This window comes from Dietzia sp. DQ11-44, from assembly GCF_014145205.1.
Taxonomy (GTDB): Bacteria; Actinomycetota; Actinomycetes; order Mycobacteriales; family Mycobacteriaceae; genus Dietzia; species Dietzia natronolimnaea.
On the sequence record NZ_JAALEC010000635.1, the window covers coordinates 1 to 17846 of the forward strand.

17 protein-coding genes and 1 pseudogene are annotated in these 17846 nt (G+C 70.2%); 6 read left to right on the top strand and 12 right to left on the bottom strand.

Annotated elements, in window-relative coordinates; translation table 11 throughout:
* Nucleotides 1-602: haloacid dehalogenase-like hydrolase (locus G6018_RS14615; RefSeq protein ID WP_182640011.1), on the bottom strand; the 602-nt coding region annotated here is incomplete at its 3' end.
* Nucleotides 599-1150: a TetR/AcrR family transcriptional regulator gene (locus tag G6018_RS14620; protein ID WP_179525812.1), complete on the bottom strand. Its 552-nt coding sequence runs from the start codon at nt 1148-1150 to the stop codon at nt 599-601. The genes G6018_RS14615 and G6018_RS14620, both read right to left, overlap by 4 nt.
* An 82-nt stretch (nt 1151-1232) precedes the next feature.
* Between G6018_RS14620 and ppk2 the strand changes: the two genes are divergently transcribed.
* The 3 genes from ppk2 (at nt 1233) to G6018_RS14635 (ending at nt 4472) form a co-directional block, all read left to right on the top strand.
* A complete protein-coding gene (gene ppk2, locus G6018_RS14625; RefSeq protein ID WP_241731278.1) occupies nt 1233-2126 on the top strand; it encodes a polyphosphate kinase 2 in 894 nt (297 codons plus the stop codon).
* A gap of 114 nt (nt 2127-2240) precedes the next feature.
* A complete protein-coding gene (locus tag G6018_RS14630; protein WP_182640012.1) occupies nt 2241-3284 on the top strand; it encodes an enoyl-CoA hydratase/isomerase family protein in 1044 nt (347 codons plus the stop codon).
* 54 nt (nt 3285-3338) lie between these two features.
* Nucleotides 3339-4472 carry an AI-2E family transporter gene (locus G6018_RS14635; RefSeq protein ID WP_182640013.1) on the top strand — a complete coding sequence of 378 codons (1134 nt, stop codon included), beginning with the start codon at nt 3339-3341 and terminating at the stop codon, nt 4470-4472.
* A 61-nt stretch (nt 4473-4533) separates the two neighbouring features.
* Here the strand turns inward: G6018_RS14635 and G6018_RS14640 are convergent, their stop codons facing one another.
* The 4 genes and pseudogenes from G6018_RS14640 to G6018_RS14655 all read right to left on the bottom strand — a co-directional run bounded on the left by G6018_RS14640 (nt 4534) and on the right by G6018_RS14655 (nt 9911).
* Nucleotides 4534-6204: a serine hydrolase gene (locus tag G6018_RS14640; protein WP_182640014.1), complete on the bottom strand. Its 1671-nt coding sequence runs from the start codon at nt 6202-6204 to the stop codon at nt 4534-4536.
* A gap of 9 nt (nt 6205-6213) precedes the next feature.
* Entirely contained in the window at nt 6214-7497 is a 1284-nt protein-coding gene (locus G6018_RS14645; protein WP_182692063.1) for a family 1 glycosylhydrolase, read from the bottom strand.
* A 70-nt stretch (nt 7498-7567) separates the two neighbouring features.
* Nucleotides 7568-8086, bottom strand: a pseudogene (locus tag G6018_RS14650) (transposase); the annotation flags it as partial.
* Nucleotides 8087-8303: 217 nt separating this feature from the next.
* On the bottom strand, nt 8304-9911 hold the full coding sequence (locus G6018_RS14655; protein ID WP_347237875.1) for a peptide chain release factor 3: 1608 nt from the start codon (nt 9909-9911) through the stop codon (nt 8304-8306).
* Between the two features lie 278 nt (nt 9912-10189).
* Between G6018_RS14655 and G6018_RS14660 the strand changes: the two genes are divergently transcribed.
* Complete coding sequence (locus G6018_RS14660; protein ID WP_182640017.1) at nt 10190-10645, top strand: DUF6508 domain-containing protein; 456 nt, start codon at nt 10190-10192, stop codon at nt 10643-10645.
* Between the two features lie 90 nt (nt 10646-10735).
* Here the strand turns inward: G6018_RS14660 and pth are convergent, their stop codons facing one another.
* Together pth and G6018_RS14670 are read right to left on the bottom strand one after the other, a co-directional pair.
* A complete protein-coding gene (pth, locus tag G6018_RS14665; protein ID WP_179525804.1) occupies nt 10736-11335 on the bottom strand; it encodes an aminoacyl-tRNA hydrolase in 600 nt (199 codons plus the stop codon).
* 82 nt (nt 11336-11417) lie between these two features.
* On the bottom strand, nt 11418-12314 hold the full coding sequence (locus G6018_RS14670) for a LysR family transcriptional regulator ArgP (protein WP_179525803.1): 897 nt from the start codon (nt 12312-12314) through the stop codon (nt 11418-11420).
* Nucleotides 12315-12381: 67 nt separating this feature from the next.
* Here G6018_RS14670 and G6018_RS14675 point away from each other — a divergent pair, with 67 nt between their 5' ends.
* A complete protein-coding gene (locus G6018_RS14675; RefSeq protein WP_182640018.1) occupies nt 12382-12999 on the top strand; it encodes a LysE family transporter in 618 nt (205 codons plus the stop codon).
* 156 nt (nt 13000-13155) lie between these two features.
* Here G6018_RS14675 and G6018_RS14680 read toward each other — a convergent pair whose 3' ends face one another.
* From G6018_RS14680 to glmU, 4 genes are all read right to left on the bottom strand, one after another.
* Complete coding sequence (locus G6018_RS14680; RefSeq protein ID WP_179526307.1) at nt 13156-13788, bottom strand: 50S ribosomal protein L25/general stress protein Ctc; 633 nt, start codon at nt 13786-13788, stop codon at nt 13156-13158.
* Nucleotides 13789-14050: 262 nt separating this feature from the next.
* Nucleotides 14051-14410, bottom strand: coding sequence for an arsenate reductase (glutaredoxin) (arsC, locus tag G6018_RS14685; protein ID WP_179525801.1), 360 nt, complete (start codon nt 14408-14410; stop codon nt 14051-14053).
* 1 nt (nt 14411) lies between these two features.
* The gene (locus G6018_RS14690; protein WP_179525800.1) at nt 14412-15389 is read right to left on the bottom strand and encodes a ribose-phosphate diphosphokinase; all 978 of its coding nucleotides are present in this window, start codon (nt 15387-15389) and stop codon (nt 14412-14414) included.
* Between the two features lie 17 nt (nt 15390-15406).
* Complete coding sequence (glmU, locus tag G6018_RS14695) at nt 15407-16867, bottom strand: bifunctional UDP-N-acetylglucosamine diphosphorylase/glucosamine-1-phosphate N-acetyltransferase GlmU (RefSeq protein ID WP_182640019.1); 1461 nt, start codon at nt 16865-16867, stop codon at nt 15407-15409.
* Nucleotides 16868-17052: 185 nt separating this feature from the next.
* Here glmU and G6018_RS14700 point away from each other — a divergent pair.
* Nucleotides 17053-17846: thiamine pyrophosphate-binding protein (locus tag G6018_RS14700; protein ID WP_277817783.1), on the top strand; the 794-nt coding region annotated here is incomplete at its 3' end.

Below are 17846 nucleotides of genomic sequence, written 5' to 3' on the forward strand. Positions count from 1 at the left end.
ACCCGACCGGTGGCGACGGCGACGCAGCGGGCCCCCGCGTCGAGTGCGCCGCGGACATCGTGGACGTGGTCACCGATCACCACCGCGCGCTCAGCGGACACCTCGAGTCCGCGTGCGCGGGCGGTGGTGAGGGCGCCGCGGACGAGGTCGGCGCGGTCGGCGTGGTGATCCCCGAACGCCCCGAGCCGCGGATCGGGAAGCCCGTCGAACCCACACACCCGGAGCTTGAGCAGCGCCGTCCGTCGCATGTTGCCGGTGACGATCCCCTGGTGCAGCCCGTCTACCGCGGCGAGGGCGGCTATCGCCTCGTGAGCTCCCGGGAGTGCCCCACCTCCCGCGTCGAGCAGGTCCTGCCCGTGCGCCTCGCACCGCTCGGCGACGGCGTGGAGCAGCGTGGTGACGAGGTCCTCGCGGGGGTCGATCCCGTTCCGCCCGAGCAGGTCGGTGCAGATCGCGCGGTCGGTCCGCCCGGCGAAGGAGACGTCCATGACGGGCTCGCCGCCGACCATCTCGGCGAGCGCGGGGGCGATCATCCGCGAACCGAACCCGGCGGGGTCGAGCAACGTGAGGTCGAGGTCCCAGAGGACGAGCAGAGCGCTCACGATGGCGGCTGCAGCAGTGGTGCGAGCCAGGCGGTGAGGAACGCCCGCAGGTCGGCGTCGGAGCGGGAGTCGGGATCGTCGAGCACCATCACCGACCAGCCGATGTGGACGCCGACGTCGGCGAGGAAGTCGATGCGGTCGGCGAACTCGGGGAATCGCTCGATCGCCGGACCGAGCAGGTGGGCTGTGTACTCGAGGGATCTGTCGACAGCACCCGGATGGTGGATCGGGTTGCCCTCGCCGGATAACGTCAGGGCTCGCAGCAGCGGGTCCCCGAGGATGCGTCGCCGGGCCTCGATCACGATCTCCACCAGCACCTCGAGCAGAGAGTCGGCCGAGTCCATCACGGACTCGTAGGCACCGACCAGCGCGGTCAACCGCTCGGTGACCGCCTCGCCGATCAACTCCTCACGGGTACCGAAGATCGAGTACACCGTCTGCCGACTCACCCCGGCCCGCTTGGCCACGACGGCGATATTGACCCCGTCGAACCCCACGTCCCCGATCACCGCTCGGGTCGCGTCGAGGATGCTGTCACGGGACCTCACGCCATCCATTATCGCGCGAGCCGGCTGCGGACCGCATCCGAAGAGCCGGGCCGGGTGCGCCCGGGGCCGTAGGATCGCGGGCATGAGCGGCAAGAAGGACGACAAGAAGGCCACCTCGAGCGGGAAGAGCACGTCCTCGAAGAGCGGCAACAACGGGTCGAAGAAGAAGGAACTCGCCAGCGGCCTGGAGAAACTGCCCAAGAAGGCGTACGAGGCCGAGCTCGAGCGGTTGCAGGCCGAGCTCGTGGAGATGCAGGCCTGGCTCAAGGAGACCGGGAACCGGCTCGTCGTGGTGTTCGAGGGCCGCGACGCCGCCGGCAAGGGGTCGGCGATCAAGCGCATCACCCAGTACCTCAACCCGCGGTTCGCCCGCGTGGTCGCGCTTCCCGCCCCGACCGAGGTGCACAAGACCCAGTGGTACTTCCAGCGCTACATCGAGCACCTGCCCGCGGCCGGGGAGATCGTGATCTTCGACCGCTCCTGGTACAACCGGGCCGGCGTGGAACGAGTGATGGGCTTCTGCACCACGGACGAGTACCGCCGCTTCCTGCACCAGGCGCCGATCTTCGAACGCCTGCTCGTGGAGGACGGGATCATGCTGCGCAAGTACTGGTTCTCCGTGTCCGACGAGGAGCAGGAGCGCCGCTTCCGCTCGCGGCACGACGACCCCATGCGCCGGTGGAAGCTCTCGCCGATGGACCTGGAGTCCATCAACCGGTGGGAGGCGTACAGCCGTGCCAAGGACGAGATGTTCATCCACACCGACATCCCCGAGGCGCCCTGGTACACGGTCGAGTCGGAGGACAAGAAGCGGTCGCGCATCAACGTCATCTCGCACCTGCTCTCCACCGTGCCGTGGGAGAAGCTGGAGCCGCCGACGTTCGAGATCCCGGAACGACCCGAGGGTGCGAGCTACGAGCGCCCGCCGCGCGAGGAGTTCAAGTACGTCCCGGACGTGGCGTCGGAGCTGCTCTGACCGGAGGCGGGGCACGATCGGCGACCTGACGCCGGGCGGGGCGGCGGGGGCGGCCTAGGTAGGAATTCCTAGTATCCCGGCGACGGGCACAGACCGGCCTGCCACACTGGGGGCATGAGCGAATTCGTCACCACCCGGCGAGAAGGCCGGATGCAGCACATCGTCCTGGACCGCCCCAAGGCACTGAACTCCCTCGACCTGCCCATGTGCCGGGCCCTGCACTCCGCCCTGGATGCCGCGTCGCAGGACTCGGGAGTGGAGGCCGTCGTCACCACCAGTACCTCGGAGAAGGCGTTCTGCGCGGGCGGCGACATCCGCGCGCTGCGCGACGCCGCGGCCGCCGGCGAGCACCAGACCAACCGGGAGTTCTTCTCCGAGGAGTACGCGATGGACCTCGCGTACCACACGCACCGGGTGCCCACCGTCGCCGTGATCCACGGCGTCGCGATGGGCGGCGGCCTCGGGATCTCCATCAACGGCTCGCACCGCGTGGTCACCAAGAAGGTCATGATGGCCATGCCGGAGACGGCGATCGGGTTCATCCCCGACGTCGGCGCCAGCCACTTCCTGCCCCGCCTGTGCGGCGGCGGGACCTGGGGCCTCGCGGTGGGGATCTACCTCGGCACCACCGGGGTCCGGATGAACTCCGCCGACGCGCTCTACACGGGTCTGGCCACCCATCTGATCGACGACGCCGACCGCGACGCCTTCGTCTCCGCCATCGGGTCCGATGGCCTGGACGCCGCCCTGGAGCGCCACGGCCTCGAGCACTCGGCGGCGGGGGAGTCCGCGGTCGAGAAGCACATCGACCGGATCGAGGACGTCTTCTCCCGTGCGACCGTGCAGGAGATGGTCGCGGCCCTGGAGTCCGGTGCGCAGGACGAGTGGGCCACCTCGACCCTCGAGATGCTGCGGTCGCACTGCCCCACGTCCGTCATCGCGACCATCGAGCTGCTCCGCGCAGGGGCGGCCGCGAGCGATCTGCGAGAGTGCCTGGCGGCCGAGTTGGCGCTGGGCGGATGGATCACCGCCCGCCCGGACTTCGTCGAAGGCGTCCGGGCCGTGGTGATCGACAAGGACCGCAACCCCACCTGGGACCCCGCCGACCTCGACGACGTTCACGTGGACGCCATTCGTTCGGCGTTGACCGGGGGCTGACAGGGTCTACTCTGATCGGCGTCCAGCGCACGGGGCGCGGGTCGAGGAGGGGCCATGACCACCACCGGTGACGGCGCGCGCGAACCCGATGTGCTCGCCCCGCACGAGGAGCCCAAGGGCTGGGGGATCGCCGGCGTCACCGTGGTGTCCCTGGCCGCCGCGTTCGTCGTGCTCTGGGGGATCTCCCAGCACGCGAACCTGGTCATGCCCGCCTTCCTCGCCCTGAACCTGGTGATCGCCGCCCAGCCGCTGCAGCGGTTGCTCGAGCGTGCCGGCCTGCCGAGGTGGGGCGGGATGATCATCGTCCTGCTGGTGCTCTACCTCCTGCTGGCCGCGCTGGTGGGGATGCTCGTGTGGGCGCTGTGGATCGCCGCCGAGGAGATCCCGCGCTACCAGGACAAGTTCGTCGAACTGTACGAGCAGACCATCGAGTTCCTCGGACGGTTCGGGGTGAGCGAGGACCAGGTCTCCTCGAGCCTGGCGGGAGTCGACCCCGGCACCGTGATCGGCACCGTCCAGAACGTGGCGGGGCAGCTGTCCTCGGCGGGCGGGCAGCTCACCGTCCTGGTGATCGCACTGACCTTCCTGGTGTTCGACGTACCGGGGATCACCCGCCGTCGGGCGGTGATCGCGCGCCAGCGGCCCCGGCTGGCGGACGCCCTCAGCTCGTTCACCGACGGTGTGAAGTCGTACTGGATCGTCTCGACGATCTTCGGTCTCATCGTGGCGGTCATCGACGTGATCGCACTGATGATCATCGGTGTGCCGCTGGCCCTGGTCTGGGGCGTCCTGGCCTTCGTCACCAACTACATCCCTAACATCGGCTTCGTCCTGGGCCTCGTGCCACCCGCGCTGTTCGCGCTCCTGACCGGGGGACCGGTCGACGCCATCTGGGTGGTGGTGATCTACAGCGTGATCAACCTGGTGATCCAGAGCTTCATCCAGCCCAAGTTCACCGGCGACGCCGTGGGGCTGACCCCCACCGTCACGTTCCTCTCGCTGGTGTTCTGGGCGTCGGTGGCCGGTGCTCTGGGCGCGATCCTGGCCGTGCCGCTGACCCTCGCGGTCAAGGCCTTCCTCGTGGACGCCGACCCCCGGATGACGTGGTTCTCGACGTTCATGACCACTCCCGACGCCGATGCCAAACGCGACCGGCGGCGCGCCGGGAAGCTGCCGGCACCGCGCTGACCCTCCCTGCGGGCCCGGGCTCGGGGGCTCCGATTGCGCCGGGGGCGGCGGACGCCCGCGGTCAGTCGGGGGATCCGGGATCGCCGGGTTCGTCCCCGGCGGGCGCCCTGGTGAAGGTCCCGAGACCGTTGCCGTCCAGGAGTTCGACGGTGACCTCGTCGTCGTCGAACGTCACGGAACCCCGCGACCCCGGCGGCCAGTTCTCACTCCGCGGTTCGACCGCGAACGTGTCGCCGTCCCAGGGGTCGAGTGGCCAGGCGGCGGCGCCGCCGACGGTCATCTCCAGCGCGTCCTCCGACTCTCTGACCTCGAGGGTCCCGAAGTAGTCGTTGCGGTACGTCCCGACCAGCTCGGCCGGGTCCCTCGACGGTGCCGGATCGGCGGGCGGGGTCGCGTCCACCAGGTCCCCGACCGGGTCGAGCAGTGACGCGAACGCCTGGCCGAACAGATCCCGCCAGTCCAGCGTGGGGTCGCCGTACTGGGCGTAGTCGGCGAACCTGGCGTTGATCGTCTCCGCCACCCCGCTCGGCGAGGCGTTGGTCACCGTGATGATCCCCAGGTCGAGCGAGGGCAGCATGAGCATCGCGGTGCCCGCCCCGAGCGCGAACGCCCCGGAATGGCTCCACTGGACCCGACCCGAGGAACTGGTACCGATGTTGAACCCGTAGCCGTAGGACCCGGGACGGTCCGCGGCGGCCCGCGGCGGCGAGGAGACGATCTGCGGGGTGAGGGCCTCGCGCAGCGCCTCGGCGGGCACGACCTGGGAACCGCCGGGCCCCTTGCCGTCGTCGAGCACCATCGCCATCCAGGCGGCCATGTCGGTCACCGACGAACTCAGGCCCCCCGCCGGCGCCTGGGCGTCGGGGTCGCGCTGGGGATCGGCCGGGACCCAGTCCCCGTCCGGGTCGCTCTGGTCCGCGGAGTCGGGGGAGTCGGGGGAGTCGGCGCGCACGTGGCCGACCGCCCGGTTGTCCCGCTCGAGCAGCTCGTCGTGGGAGAACGAGGTGTCGGTCATGCCGAGCGGGTCGAAGATCCGCTCGCGACCCAGCTCGTCCCAGGGCGTCCCGGCCGCGACCGCCACCGCTTCGGCCCCCGCGGTGAGACCGAAGTTGGTGTACGCGTAGGAGGTTCGGAACGGAGTGAGCGGCAGGTGGCGCAGCCCGTGCAGGACCGCGGGTCGGTCGTAGCCCAGGTCCTCGAGGTCGTCGCCCGCGTGCTCGGGGAGCCCGGAGCGATGCGCGAAGACGTCGCCGACGGTCACGAGAGGGGACACCTGCGGATCGGAGAGCTCGAACCACGGCAGGTACTCGCTGACGGGGGTGGACCAGTCGACCTGGCCGTCGGCGCTCTCCGCTGCCACCACCGTGGCGCTGACCGACTTGGAGATCGAGGCCAACGGGAACACGGTCCGCGCATCCACCTCGGCGCCCGTGCCGGTGTCACGGACGCCGAACCCCTCCGCGAGGACCACCTCGCCGCCGTGCACCACGGCCACGGCCGCGCCCGGGATACCGGAGGCGTCCATCTCCTCCTCGACGATGTCGGTGACCTTGCCGACCGCGTAGTCGATCCGGTCCTCGTTCACCTCGAGGCCCGAGTAGGCGGCCGGGCTCTCGTCGGGGCCCGGTGTCGCCACCGGTGTCCCGCACGCCGAACCGAGGAGCGCGACGGACGCGCACACGCTGACAAGGCCCAGAGTTCGACGGCGCCCGGTGGCCGAATCGGTGGTCATCTGCCCAGCTTAGACCGCCGGATGCGCCCCGGAGGCCCGTGTCGGACCAAAGCCTGCGACTCGCTCCCGGTGCCGGGCGATCAGGTCGCGATACCAGTACCAGGAGGCCTTGCGGGTCCGCGTGAGGGTGGTGTGGTCCACGTGCACCAGACCGAAGCGCTCGGCGTACCCGGCGGCCCATTCGAAGTTGTCCATCGCCGACCACACGTAGTACCCCTCCACGTCCACGCCGGCGTCGACCGCGTCCACCACCGCCGCCAGGTGCGCGCGCAGGTAGTCGATCCTGCGCTCGTCGTGGACGGCCCCGTCCGCTCCGGGGCCGTCGTGGTACGAGCACCCGTTCTCGGTGATCGTCACCGGCGGCAACCCCGGGTACCTCTCGTGGAGTGTCGTGAGGATGTCGGTGAGACCCGACGGCACGACGGGCCAGTCGAAGTCGGTCCGCTCCACACCCTCGATCCGCACGGGGCGGAACGGCATGTCCTCCGGGAAGTCGACCTCGAGGACCCCGGAGTAGTCCGTGTCCTCGCGGGGGGCTTCGATCACCGTGGGTTCGTAGTAGTTGACGCCGTAGTGGTCGAGGGGGCTCGCGATGACGACGAGGTCCTGCTCGAGCTGGTCGGCGGTCAGGCCGGCGGTGGTCATGACGAGCTCGGCCACCCAGTCCTCCGGGTAGGCGCCCCGGAGGACCGGATCGGAGAACAGCCAGTTGGTCAGGATGCGGAACATCTCGGCGGCCCCGACGTCCTCCGGGGAGTCGGTCGCGGCGATGACGGGGAAGTGCTGTTGCACCACCCCGACCTCGTGCCGGGGGCCGGCGGCACGGATCGCCCCGACCGCCAGACCGTGTGCGCGGAGCAGGTTGTGGGCCACGGGCAGGCAGTCCAGTCCCATCCCGAGCGCCGGCGCGTGATCGGTGAGTCCGTGGCCGTAGAGGGTGTGGACGTTCATCTCGTTGAGCGTGAGCCAGCGGGTGACGCGGTCGCCGAGGGCGTCGACCACCACGGCGGTGTAGTCGGCCAGGGCCTGCGAGGTGTCCCGGCTCAGCCAGCCGCCCTCGTCCTGCAGGGCCTGGGGAAGGTCCCAGTGATAGAGGGTGGGCACCGGGCGGATCCCGGCCGCCAGGAGGTCGTTGACGAGCCGCGAGTAGAAGTCCAGGCCGGGCCGGTTGACCTGCCCGCGCCCGGTGGGCAGGACCCGCGACCAGGAGATCGAGAACCGGTAGTCGTCGACGCCCAGGGCGGCCAGGTCGCGGACGTCCTCGGCGTGGCGGTGGTAGTGATCGCACGCCACGGCCGGGGTGTCGCCGCCGCAGGCTCGCGGCGAGGAACTCTTCTGTGTTGTCGCACCACACGCCGATCGGGTGGTAGCCGAAGGTGCGCTTGTACGTCGGCGCAGCAAGCTCTTTCTCGCTGTGGGTGACCACGATGGTGGCGTCCACATCGAGAACGATCGTCGATCCCAGGTCCCGGCCCGCGCACTTGGATGCGGGCACCCCGCCGGGCAGGTGGGACCACACGTGCCGCCGTGCCTGAGCCCGCGCCACCTGGATCTTCTTGCGCTTGCCGGCGGTGACCTCATCGAGTGTGCGCCACACTGTCGGCGCCGAGGCCACCGGGCCCAGGGCGCCAGACTGGTGGCGCAGGACGCCGATGTCTGAGATGGACTCGCCGCCATCGGCCAGCATCACCGCGACGTCGATCAACACCCGGCCGCGATCGTGGATCGGGATGAACCGGCGGCGGGCCATGGCCCCTGACAGCGCGGCGGTCAGACCGACCTGATCAGCCAGAAGGCGCGGAGCGATGGCCCCGGCATGAGAGACCACCCCGACACCATCAGCAGTAACGGACAGGCCAGACGACCACGACGTACGCTTCACCTACCGAGTGCTTTCTGTGTGGGGACATGGAACCTTCGACAAGTCCCAGTTTCCCCTGTTCAGGAAGCACTTCGGTCTATTTTCGCCCAGCGATCCGCAGATCCCCGTGAATCACCGGGGTTAACCAAGGGTGGGCCGTTCCGAGCCCTATCCGAGCAAGTTCTGGACGGTTGTTCAGAGCTTTCGCGGGCCCGGTGGGGCGTGTGTGACTCGAGGGTCAGTTGGTGTCGGCGACCAGCGGTTCGATGGTGAGGTGATCCATCTCCTTGCTGATGTACTGCAGACGCCATTTGTCGCCGAACAGGGCCAGCAGCTCGCCGTCGGTGCGCTGGAACACCTCCACTCCGCGCTGGCGGCCGAGCTCGTCGGCCGAGGCGGCGTCGGTGCGGCGGGCGATGGAGTAGGGCAGGTTGTCGACGACGACCTCGACGTTGAACTCGGTCTTCATGCGGGCGGTCACCACCTCGAACTGCATGGGCCCGACCGCCGCCATGACCGGGTTCGCGTCGCCGCGGGTGTCGTTGCGCAGGATCTGCACCACGCCCTCGGCGGCCAGCTGGTCGATGGCCTTGCGGAACTGCTTGTACTTGCCCAGCGAGTGCGCGCGGACCACGGCGAAGTGCTCGGGGGCGAACTGTGGGATCGGCGGGAACTGGACCTTCTTACCGGTGTAGAGGGTGTCGCCGGGGGCCAGCGCGGTGGCGTTGACCAGGCCCACCACGTCGCCCGGGTAGGCGGTCTCGACGGTGGTGCGGTCGCGGCCGAAGACGGTGAGCGCGTACTTCGTGGTGAACGGCTTGGCGGACTGGGCGTGGGTGACCACCATGCCGCGCTCGAACTCGCCGGAGACCACGCGCATGAACGCGAGCCGGTCGCGGTGCGCGGCGTCCATGCCGGCCTGCACTTTGAACACGACGGCGGAGAACGGGTCCGAGGTCTCACGCGGCGCGCCGGTGACGGTGTCCCACGCGTGCGGCGACGGTGCCAGCTCGACCAACGCGTCGAGGATCTGGTGGACGCCGAAGTTGAGCATGGCGGAGGCGAAGATCACCGGGCTGGTCTCGCCCGCCAGGTAGAGCTCCTGGTCGTGGTCCTGCCCCATGGCCGAGAGCAGTTCGGACTCCTCGACGGCGGTCTCCCAGACATCGCCCTCGCGCTCGGCGGCGGCGGCCGGGTCGTAGTGCTCCTCCGGGGCGATGGTCGAGCCGCCGGCGGTGCGGGTGAAGTGGATGTACTCCTCTGGCGCCCCGTCGGGGCCGCGACGGAGCAGGCCCCGGTAGTCGCCGGCGATACCGACCGGCATGAAGAGCGGGGTGGGGACCAGGCCGATCTGCTCGGTGATCTCGTCCAGTAGTTCCAGCGGCGCCTGCCCCGGCCGGTCCCACTTGTTGATCACCGTGATGATGGGCAGGCCGTTGTGCTTGCACACCCGGAACAGCTTGAGCGTCTGCGGCTCGAGGCCCTTGGCGGCGTCGATGAGCATGACCGCGGCGTCCACGGCGGTGAGGACGCGGTAGGTGTCCTCCGAGAAGTCGGCGTGGCCGGGGGTGTCGACGAGGTTGATCACATAGGGGTCGTCGTCCTCCGGCAACCCGGCCGGCTTGTACGTGAACTGCAGCGCAGTGGAACTGACGGAGATGCCGCGGGCCTTCTCCATCTCCATCCAGTCGGAGACGGTCGACCGACGGCCGGACTTCCCGTGGACGGCTCCGGCCTCGGTGATGACCCGGGCGTGCAGCGCCAGCGCCTCGGTGAGCGTGGACTTGCCGGCGTCCGGGTGGGCGATCACGGCGAAGGTGCGGCGTCGCGCGACTTCGGAGCGCACGTTCGCGTGGGCCCCGGACCCGTCGGGACCAGCGGGTTGCCCGGTCGTCCCGGTGTCCTCGGCGGTCTCCGTCACGCGTCCTCCTCGGTGCTCCGGCGGCCCTCGCCGTCGTCATCCCAGGGTACGTCCGTGCACGTTCGAGCACCCAATCCGCCAGTGCGCCGCCCGGAGCCGGCGGACGCGCGCGAAAGGCGAGGTCACACGGGGCGCGCTGTCGGACCCGGCGCCTACGGTGCGCAGTGGCGGCGTCACCGGACGGCGCCGGAGCGGAGACGGGCATGAGCGCGAGTAGGGACAGATCGGCAGTCGAGGACGGACAGGTGCGCGAGGAGCGGAGGGCGGCGCTGCGCGACCTTCTCCCGGCGATCGAGCGGTTGCGCGGTGTCCGCGCGGTCGTGTGGGCGGGGGGAGATCGGAACGAGAACGGCTCTTTCAACATCCGCTACCCGATCTACGACCGCGACACCGAGAAGGTCATGGAGGTCTGCAACGGGGGAGCGCTGACCGATGTCGAGTACCGGCGGACGCTGGAACGTCGTGGTGGGCACGGTATGGGCAACCAGGCACCTGATCTCGTAGCGCTGGCCCGGGACTCCGACGAGGAGCTGACCGTCGCGCTGCTCACCTGGATGATGCGGTCCGAGAGGTTCAGCGAGGGTGAGGTCGCGGCGTCGCTGGAGAACGGCGCGCTCGTGGCGCTCCTCGACCGGCTGGGAGAGCTGTACGACATGTGATCGCCCCACGAGCCGGTCGTGCGCTCCTGCTCCGGCCCGTCAGTGCCCCCGCGCCCAGAGCGGCGTCACGTCGCAGCCGCCGGGGACGGCTCACGCGGAGTGGACCTGGTTCTGGGCGGTCTCCAGCCCGTGCGTGAGGAGCAGTTCGACGGCGTCGGCAGCGTCCTGGACCAGGAACGGCACGTCGGGTTGCTCGAGCTTAGAGAAGCGCTTGAGGACGTAATCCGCCACCGCCATGCGACCCGGTGGCCGGCCGACCCCCGCGCGGACGCGGATGTAGTCGCGCGTGCCGAGGGCGCTGGTCACCGAGCGCAGGCCGTTGTGCCCGCCCTCGCCCCCGCCACGCTTGAGCCGGACCTGACCGAAATCGATGTCGATCTCGTCGTGCACCACGATCACCTCGGTGGGGGCGACGGAGAAGTACTTCGCCACCGCCGCGACGGGGCCCCCGGACAGGTTCATGTAGCTCCGCGGACGGGCCAGGACCACGGCCTGGTCGGCCAACCGCGTCTGGGCGACCTCGCAGTTGGTCCGCTTGTGCGTGGAGAAGCTCGCGGGCATGGGCAGGGCGCGGGAGGCGAGCTCCACCAGCACGTCCCAGCCGATGTTGTGTCGGGTGCCCTCGTAGTCGGGACCGGGGTTGGCCAGGCCCACGACGAGTCTGGGTCCGGGGGCGTCAGCGGTACTCACGGACCCATGGTCCCAGACGGAGTCGGTCGCCGCTCCCGTCGGTCGCCGCTCCACCCGCTCGCCTCCGCTCCGGCTCGGGCCGTCATGCCTGCAGCTCGGCCCGGGCCGTCTCGAGCACCGCCGCCGTCAGGGCGTCGAGGTCGGGGGACTGGAGTCTCCAGTGTTGCCAGAACAGAGGGACGTCGAGGGGGCGGTCGGGGGAGACCTCGGCGAGCTCGCCGGAGACCAGCCACGGTGTGGCCAGTCGCTCGGGGACCAGGCCCCAGCCCAACCCGGCGGCGATGGCCCGGACGTGGTCGTGCGAACTGGGCACGAAGTGTCGGGGCCCGGTCGGTTCGCGGCGGGCCAACCGTCGGTAGTGGTGGTTCTGGTGGGCGTCGCTGCGATCGAAGTCGACGATGGGGGCTCGGCCCAGCGCGGTCGTGGGCGAACCGTCCCGCAGGTGCCGGGCCACGAACCCGGGACTGGCGCACGCGAGGTACCGCATCGACCCCAGCGGCAGTGACCGGCACCCCTGGACGGGTCGGGACTCGCTGGTCACCGCCGCCATCACCTCGCCCCGCCGGAGGAGCTGGGAGGACAACGACTCGTCCTCGCGGCGGAGGTCGAAGACCACCCGGCCCGAGGAGTGGACCTCGGTCATGGCGTCGAGGAACCAGGTGGCCAGCGAATCGGAGTTGCACGCCACCGCCAGGACCACGTGCTCTGTCGGGGTGCCCGCTCCGTCGAACTCGCGGGAGAGGGATTCCTCGAGGTGGAGCATCTGCCGTGCGGTCCGGAGCACCGTCTCGCCGGAGTCGGTCGCCGTGACCGGGCGGTCGCGGCGGACCAGGATTCGGCCGGCCGAGTCCTCCAGCGCTCGAATCCGCTGGGACACCGCGGACTGCGTGAGGTGGAGGTGGGTGGCGGCCGCGTCGAACGAACCGAGGTCGACGACGGCCACGAGGGTGCGCAGCTGGTCCAGGTGAAGTGCGTCCATAAGTGAGGCTAATGCTAGCCAAGGAACTGTAGTAGCGCTACATCCATCGCGACCCTAGCGTGGGGACGTGACCACCACCTCCACGCTTCTCATGGGCGCCGGGATGGGCCTCGGGCTCATCGCCGCCGTCGGCGCACAGAACGCCTACGTCCTCCAACGCTCGATCCGCGGCGACGTGGCGATGGTCCCGATCGTGATCTTCTGCGTCCTGTCCGAGGCGGCCCTGATCCTGCTCGGCGTGGCCGGGGTCGGGGCGCTGGTCGAGTCCGCGCCCGCCGCCATCACGGTGATGAAGTGGTTCGGGGTGGTGTTCCTGCTGGCCTACGGCGCCTTTGCCGCATCCCGCGCCTTGCGCCCCGGCAGCGGGCTGCAGGTGGACGGCGACGCACGGATCCCCTCGACCCTGGGCGCGGTGGCGGCGTGCGCGGCGTTCACCTGGCTCAACCCCCACGCCTATCTGGACAGCGTGGTGTTCCTGGGGACCCTCGCCAACCAGCAGGCGGGGGATCTGCGCTGGGTGTTCGCGGCCGGGGCGTTCCTCGCCGGCACGGCATGGTTCGCGTTGATCGGTTTCGGGGGCAGGGCCCTGCGCGGAGTGTTCACCAGGCCCGGCGCGTGGCGGGTGCTGGACGCGGGGATCGCCGTGATGATGGTCGTCCTGGCCGTCGGCCTCATTCGGGGCTAGGTCTCGACTGCGGCTAGGTCTCGACTGCGGTCGGGACCAGCCGGCCGGTGCGTCCGGACGAGGGGTTCCGGAATCGACCGCGGGCCCGCTCCGACTCGATGGTCGGCAGCGGGCCCGCGGGCGGTGTCGCCGCAGCTCAGGCCGCGGCGAGGGGGATCACGCCTCTTCGGCGGCCTGGGCGGCGTCCTCGGCGGCCTCACCCTGGGGGGCTGCCTCCTCCTCGGACTCGAGGTCCGCCTCGGTCGGCGCCTCGATCACGTTGACGATCAGGGTCTCGGGATCGGAGACCAGGGTGCTGCCGGCGGGGAGCTCGATGTCGGCGGCGGTGATCTGGAGGCCTGCCTCGGCGTCCTCGACCGAGACCTCGAAGCCCTCGGGCAGGAGGGTGGCGTCGGCCTCGATCTCGACGTAGCTGGCGTCCTGGGTGACGAGGGTGCCCGGGGCGGCGTCGCCGACGACCGTGACGGAGACCTCGACCGTGACCTTCTCGCCCTTGCGCACGACCAGCAGGTCGGTGTGCTCGATGACGCGGGTCAGCGGGTGCACGTCGATCTGCTTGGGCAGCGCGAGCTGCTCCTCGCCCTCGATGTCCAGCGTGAGCAGCGAGTTGGTGCCGTGTGCACGCAGCACCGCGGCGAACTCCAGGGTGTTGAGGAGGAGGTGGCGCGGCTCGGTGTGGTGGCCGTAGAGCACCGCGGGGACCTGGCCCTCACGACGGGCGCGGCGGGCGGAGCCCTTGCCGAACTCGGTGCGGATGGTGGTCTTGAGGTTGTTGATTTCCTTGGCCATGGTGAACCTTCTGTCGGTGGGGAGCGCGCGTGCGCTCTGCGGGCGGGAGACCTCCCCGGCGACCGAGACGATCGCCCGGGGCGGCCCACCGGGGACCACACCGACAATGATCGCGTCGATAACGGAGTGGCCCCTGCAGGGCCCTCCCTCGCCGAGATGACCCGATCAGCCTAGCGGCGCGGCGCCCCGCCCCCAAATCACGTCGGGTACCCCGGGGCTCCGGGTCACGCCGGGGCCCGGGTCACTCCGACCACCCCAACCGTCAGAGGATCTCCTCGACGGCCGAGGTGGGCCGCGCCAGGCGGGTGCCCTTGCCGGTGACGACGAAGGGCCGCTCGATGAGCCGGGGGTGCGCCACCATCGCCTCGAGCAGTTCCTCGTCCGAGGCCTCGAGCAGACCCAGCTCGGTGAACTCGGCCTCCTTGACCCGCACGGCCTGCCGCACCGTCAGCCCGGCATCGGAGATGAGGGTGCGGAGCTCGGCGACCGTAGGCGGGGTGTCGAGGTACTTGACCACAGTCGGCTCGACCCCCCGCTCGCGCAGCAGGTCGAGCGCCTGCCGGGACTTCGAACAGCGCGGGTTGTGGTAGATCGTGGCGCGACCCGCGGCGTCCGCGGACATGTCAGGCGTTCCCGTTGAACAGGCTGGTCACCGAGCCGTTCTCGAAGACCTCGTGGATGGTCCGGGCCAGCAGCGGGGCGATGGACAGCACGGTGAGGTTGTCGAACCGCTTCTCCGGCGGGATCGGCAGCGTGTCGGTGGTGATGACCTCCTTGGCCCCGCACGTGGCCAGCCGCTCGGCCGCCGGGTCGGAGAAGACACCGTGGGTACAGGCGATGATCACGTCGCCGGCACCGGCGTCCTTGAGGACCTTGACGGCGCCGGCGATGGTGCCGCCGGTGTCGATCATGTCGTCCATCAGCACACAGGTGCGTCCCTCGACGTCACCCACGACGCGGTTGGACTTGACCTGGTTGGGCACGTTGGGGTCGCGGGTCTTGTGGACGAACGCCAGGGGCGCACCGTCGAGGGCGTCGGCCCACTTCTCGCCCACCTTGACGCGGCCGGCGTCGGGGGAGACCACGCAGATGTTGTCCGTGCCGTAGTGCTCCCGCACGTAGTCCGACAGCTGGCCCTGGGCGTGCATGTGGTCGACCGGGCCGTCGAAGAAGCCCTGGATCTGGTCGGTGTGCAGGTCGACCGTGATGATCCGGTCGGCGCCGGCGGTCTTGAGCAGATCGGCGATCAGGCGGGCCGAGATGGGCTCACGACCACGGTGCTTCTTGTCCTGCCGCGCGTACGGGTAGAACGGCAGCACGGCCGTGATCCGCTTGGCGCTGCCGCGCTTGAGGGCGTCGATCATGATGAGCTGCTCCATGATCCACTTGTTCAGCGGCGCCGGGCAGCTCTGCAGCACGAACGCGTCGCAGCCGCGGACAGACTGCTCGAAGCGGACGAAGATCTCCCCGTTGGCGAAGTCGCGGGCGGTCTGGGGGGTGACCTCGATCCCCAGCTCGGCGGCGACCTGATCCGAGAGTTCGGGGTGCGCACGCCCCGCGAAAAACATCAGGTTCTTCTGGTTGTCGATCCACTCGCTCACTCGGTGAGTCCGTCCTTCTAGGAGTCGTTCCGGGTACGTAGGGCGGCCTCGGCCGAGCCGGAATCCGGTCGGTTCTCGATCACCCAGTCGTCGATGTTCCTCTGTCGTCCGCCGGACACCGCCAGGGCCCCGGGCGGGACGTCGTTCTTGATCACGGTACCCGCGCCCGAATAGGCCCCGTCTCCGACGGTCACCGGTGCGATGAACATGGTGTCCGAACCGGTGCGGCAGTGATCGCCGATCACTGTACGGTTCTTGTTCACCCCGTCGTAATTGACGAAGACGCTGGATGCCCCGATATTGGTGTGCTCCCCGATGGTCGCGTCGCCCACGTAGGTCAGGTGCGGGACCTTGGTGTGCGCCCCGATGCTCGACTTCTTGACCTCCACGAAGGTGCCGATCTTGCTGCGCTCGCCGAGCTCCGCCTGCGGACGCAGGTAGGCGAACGGGCCGACCTCCGCCCCGGGCCCGATGCTCGCGCCGACGGCATGGGTGCGCACGACGCTCGCGCCCTCGCCGACCGTGGTGTCCTGCAGGGTGGTGTCGGGTCCGACGGTCGCGCCGTCGCCGATCACGGTGGAGCCGGTGAGGTGGGTGCCCGGCAGGATGGTGACGTCCCGGCCGATGTGGACGTCCACGTCCACCCAGGTGCTGCCCGGATCGACGATCGTCGCGCCGGCGCGCATGGCCGTCTCACACAGGCGGCGGTTCATCTCGGCGGCCAGCCCGGCCAGCTGGACGCGGTCGTTGACCCCGGCCACCAGATCGGCGTCCTCGACACGGTGGCCGCGGATGAGCCCGTTGGACTGACGCGCCAACTGGATGACGTCGGTCAGGTACAACTCGCCCTGCGAGTTGTCGGTGCCCAGCTCGCCCAGCTTCTCCCGCAGGACGCGGGCGTCGAAGGCGTAGATGCCGGAGTTGACCTCGTCGATCGCCCGTTCGTCGTCCGAGGCGTCCTTGTGCTCGACGATCCTGAGCACCTCGCCGTCGTCGTTCCGCACGATCCGCCCGTACCCCGTGGGGTCGGGGGCCGTGGAGGTCAGGATGGTGACCGAGGCGCGTGGCCGGAGGTCGTGGCGCGTGACCACCTCGCGGAGGGTGTCCGCGTCCAGCAGGGGGATGTCCGAAGTGGTGACCAGCACCGTTCCCGAGAAATCGGCGGGCAGGGCGGCCATGCCCGCGGCCACCGCGTCGCCCGTGCCGTTCTGCTCCTCCTGCACCGCGGTGGTCACCGGGACACCCAGGTCGACGGCGAGTTCGGCGACCGCGGCCCCGACCTGCTCACGCTGGTGCCCCACCACCACGACGATCTGCTCCGGGTGGATCCCGGCCGCGGCGTGCAGCGCGTGCCCGAGCATCGTCCGGCCGCACACCCGGTGCAGCATCTTGGGCGTCGCGCTCTTCATCCGGGTGCCGGAACCGGCGGCCAGGACGATGACCGCGGTCTGCGAGCGGTCGGTGTCGGGTGTCGTCATCAAGTCTCCTCGGGCGGCGTGGCGTGCCGGTGTCGGGTTCGCGTCCGGCGAGCGGACCGTCCCCGAAAGGATAAGGGCTGGGTCTGACGGGGACCACGTCGTTGCGCGGTACCGGTGGAGGCCCGCCTGTGCGGCCCCTACGGTGGGGCCCACCATCAGGGCCGTCAATCGGAGAGGGGACACAGATGACCCACGACAAGACGGTGGCCGACCTCGTCGTCGAACGACTGGTCGCCTGGGATGTGGAACGGATCTACGGATACGCCGGGGACGGGAACAACCCGATACTCGGCGCGCTGCAGCGGTCCGACGTGGCACCGCGGTTCATGCGGGCGCGGCACGAGGAGTCCGCGGCGTTCATGGCGGTGGCCGACGCCAAGTACTCGGGCGGGGTGGGAGTGGTCAACTCCACACAGGGCCCGGGTGCCGTGCACCTGCTCAACGGCCTGTACGACGCCAAGCTGGACAGCGTCCCGGTGGTGGCGCTGGTGGCGCAGCAGCACACGGGCGTGCTCGGCTCCGGTTACCAGCAGGAGATCGACCTGAGCAGCGTGTTCGCCGACGTGGCCGGGCCTTATCTGCAGACCGTCGTCGCCGCCGACCAGCTGCCGATGGTGATCGACCGGGCGTTCCGCGCCGCCCTGACGCACCGGACCCCGGTCGTGGTGGTGATCCCCCATGACGTGCAGAACGCGCCGGCGCCCGAGCTGGCCGGGGACGACGGTCAGGAGCACGGGGTCGTCGTGACCGCGCCCGAGTGGACGCACGGGGTGGTCTCGCCGCGCGAGGACGACGTGGCCCGCGCGGTAGAGCTGCTGGACGCGGGGGAGCGCATCGCCATCCTCGCCGGGCGCGGCATGGCCGGGGCCCGGCAGGAGCTGATGGACCTGGCCGAGGCCCTGGACGCCGGGGTGACGATGAGCCTCCTGGGCAAGCCGTACGTCGACGAGTCCCATCCTCTGGTGGGTGGGACGATGGA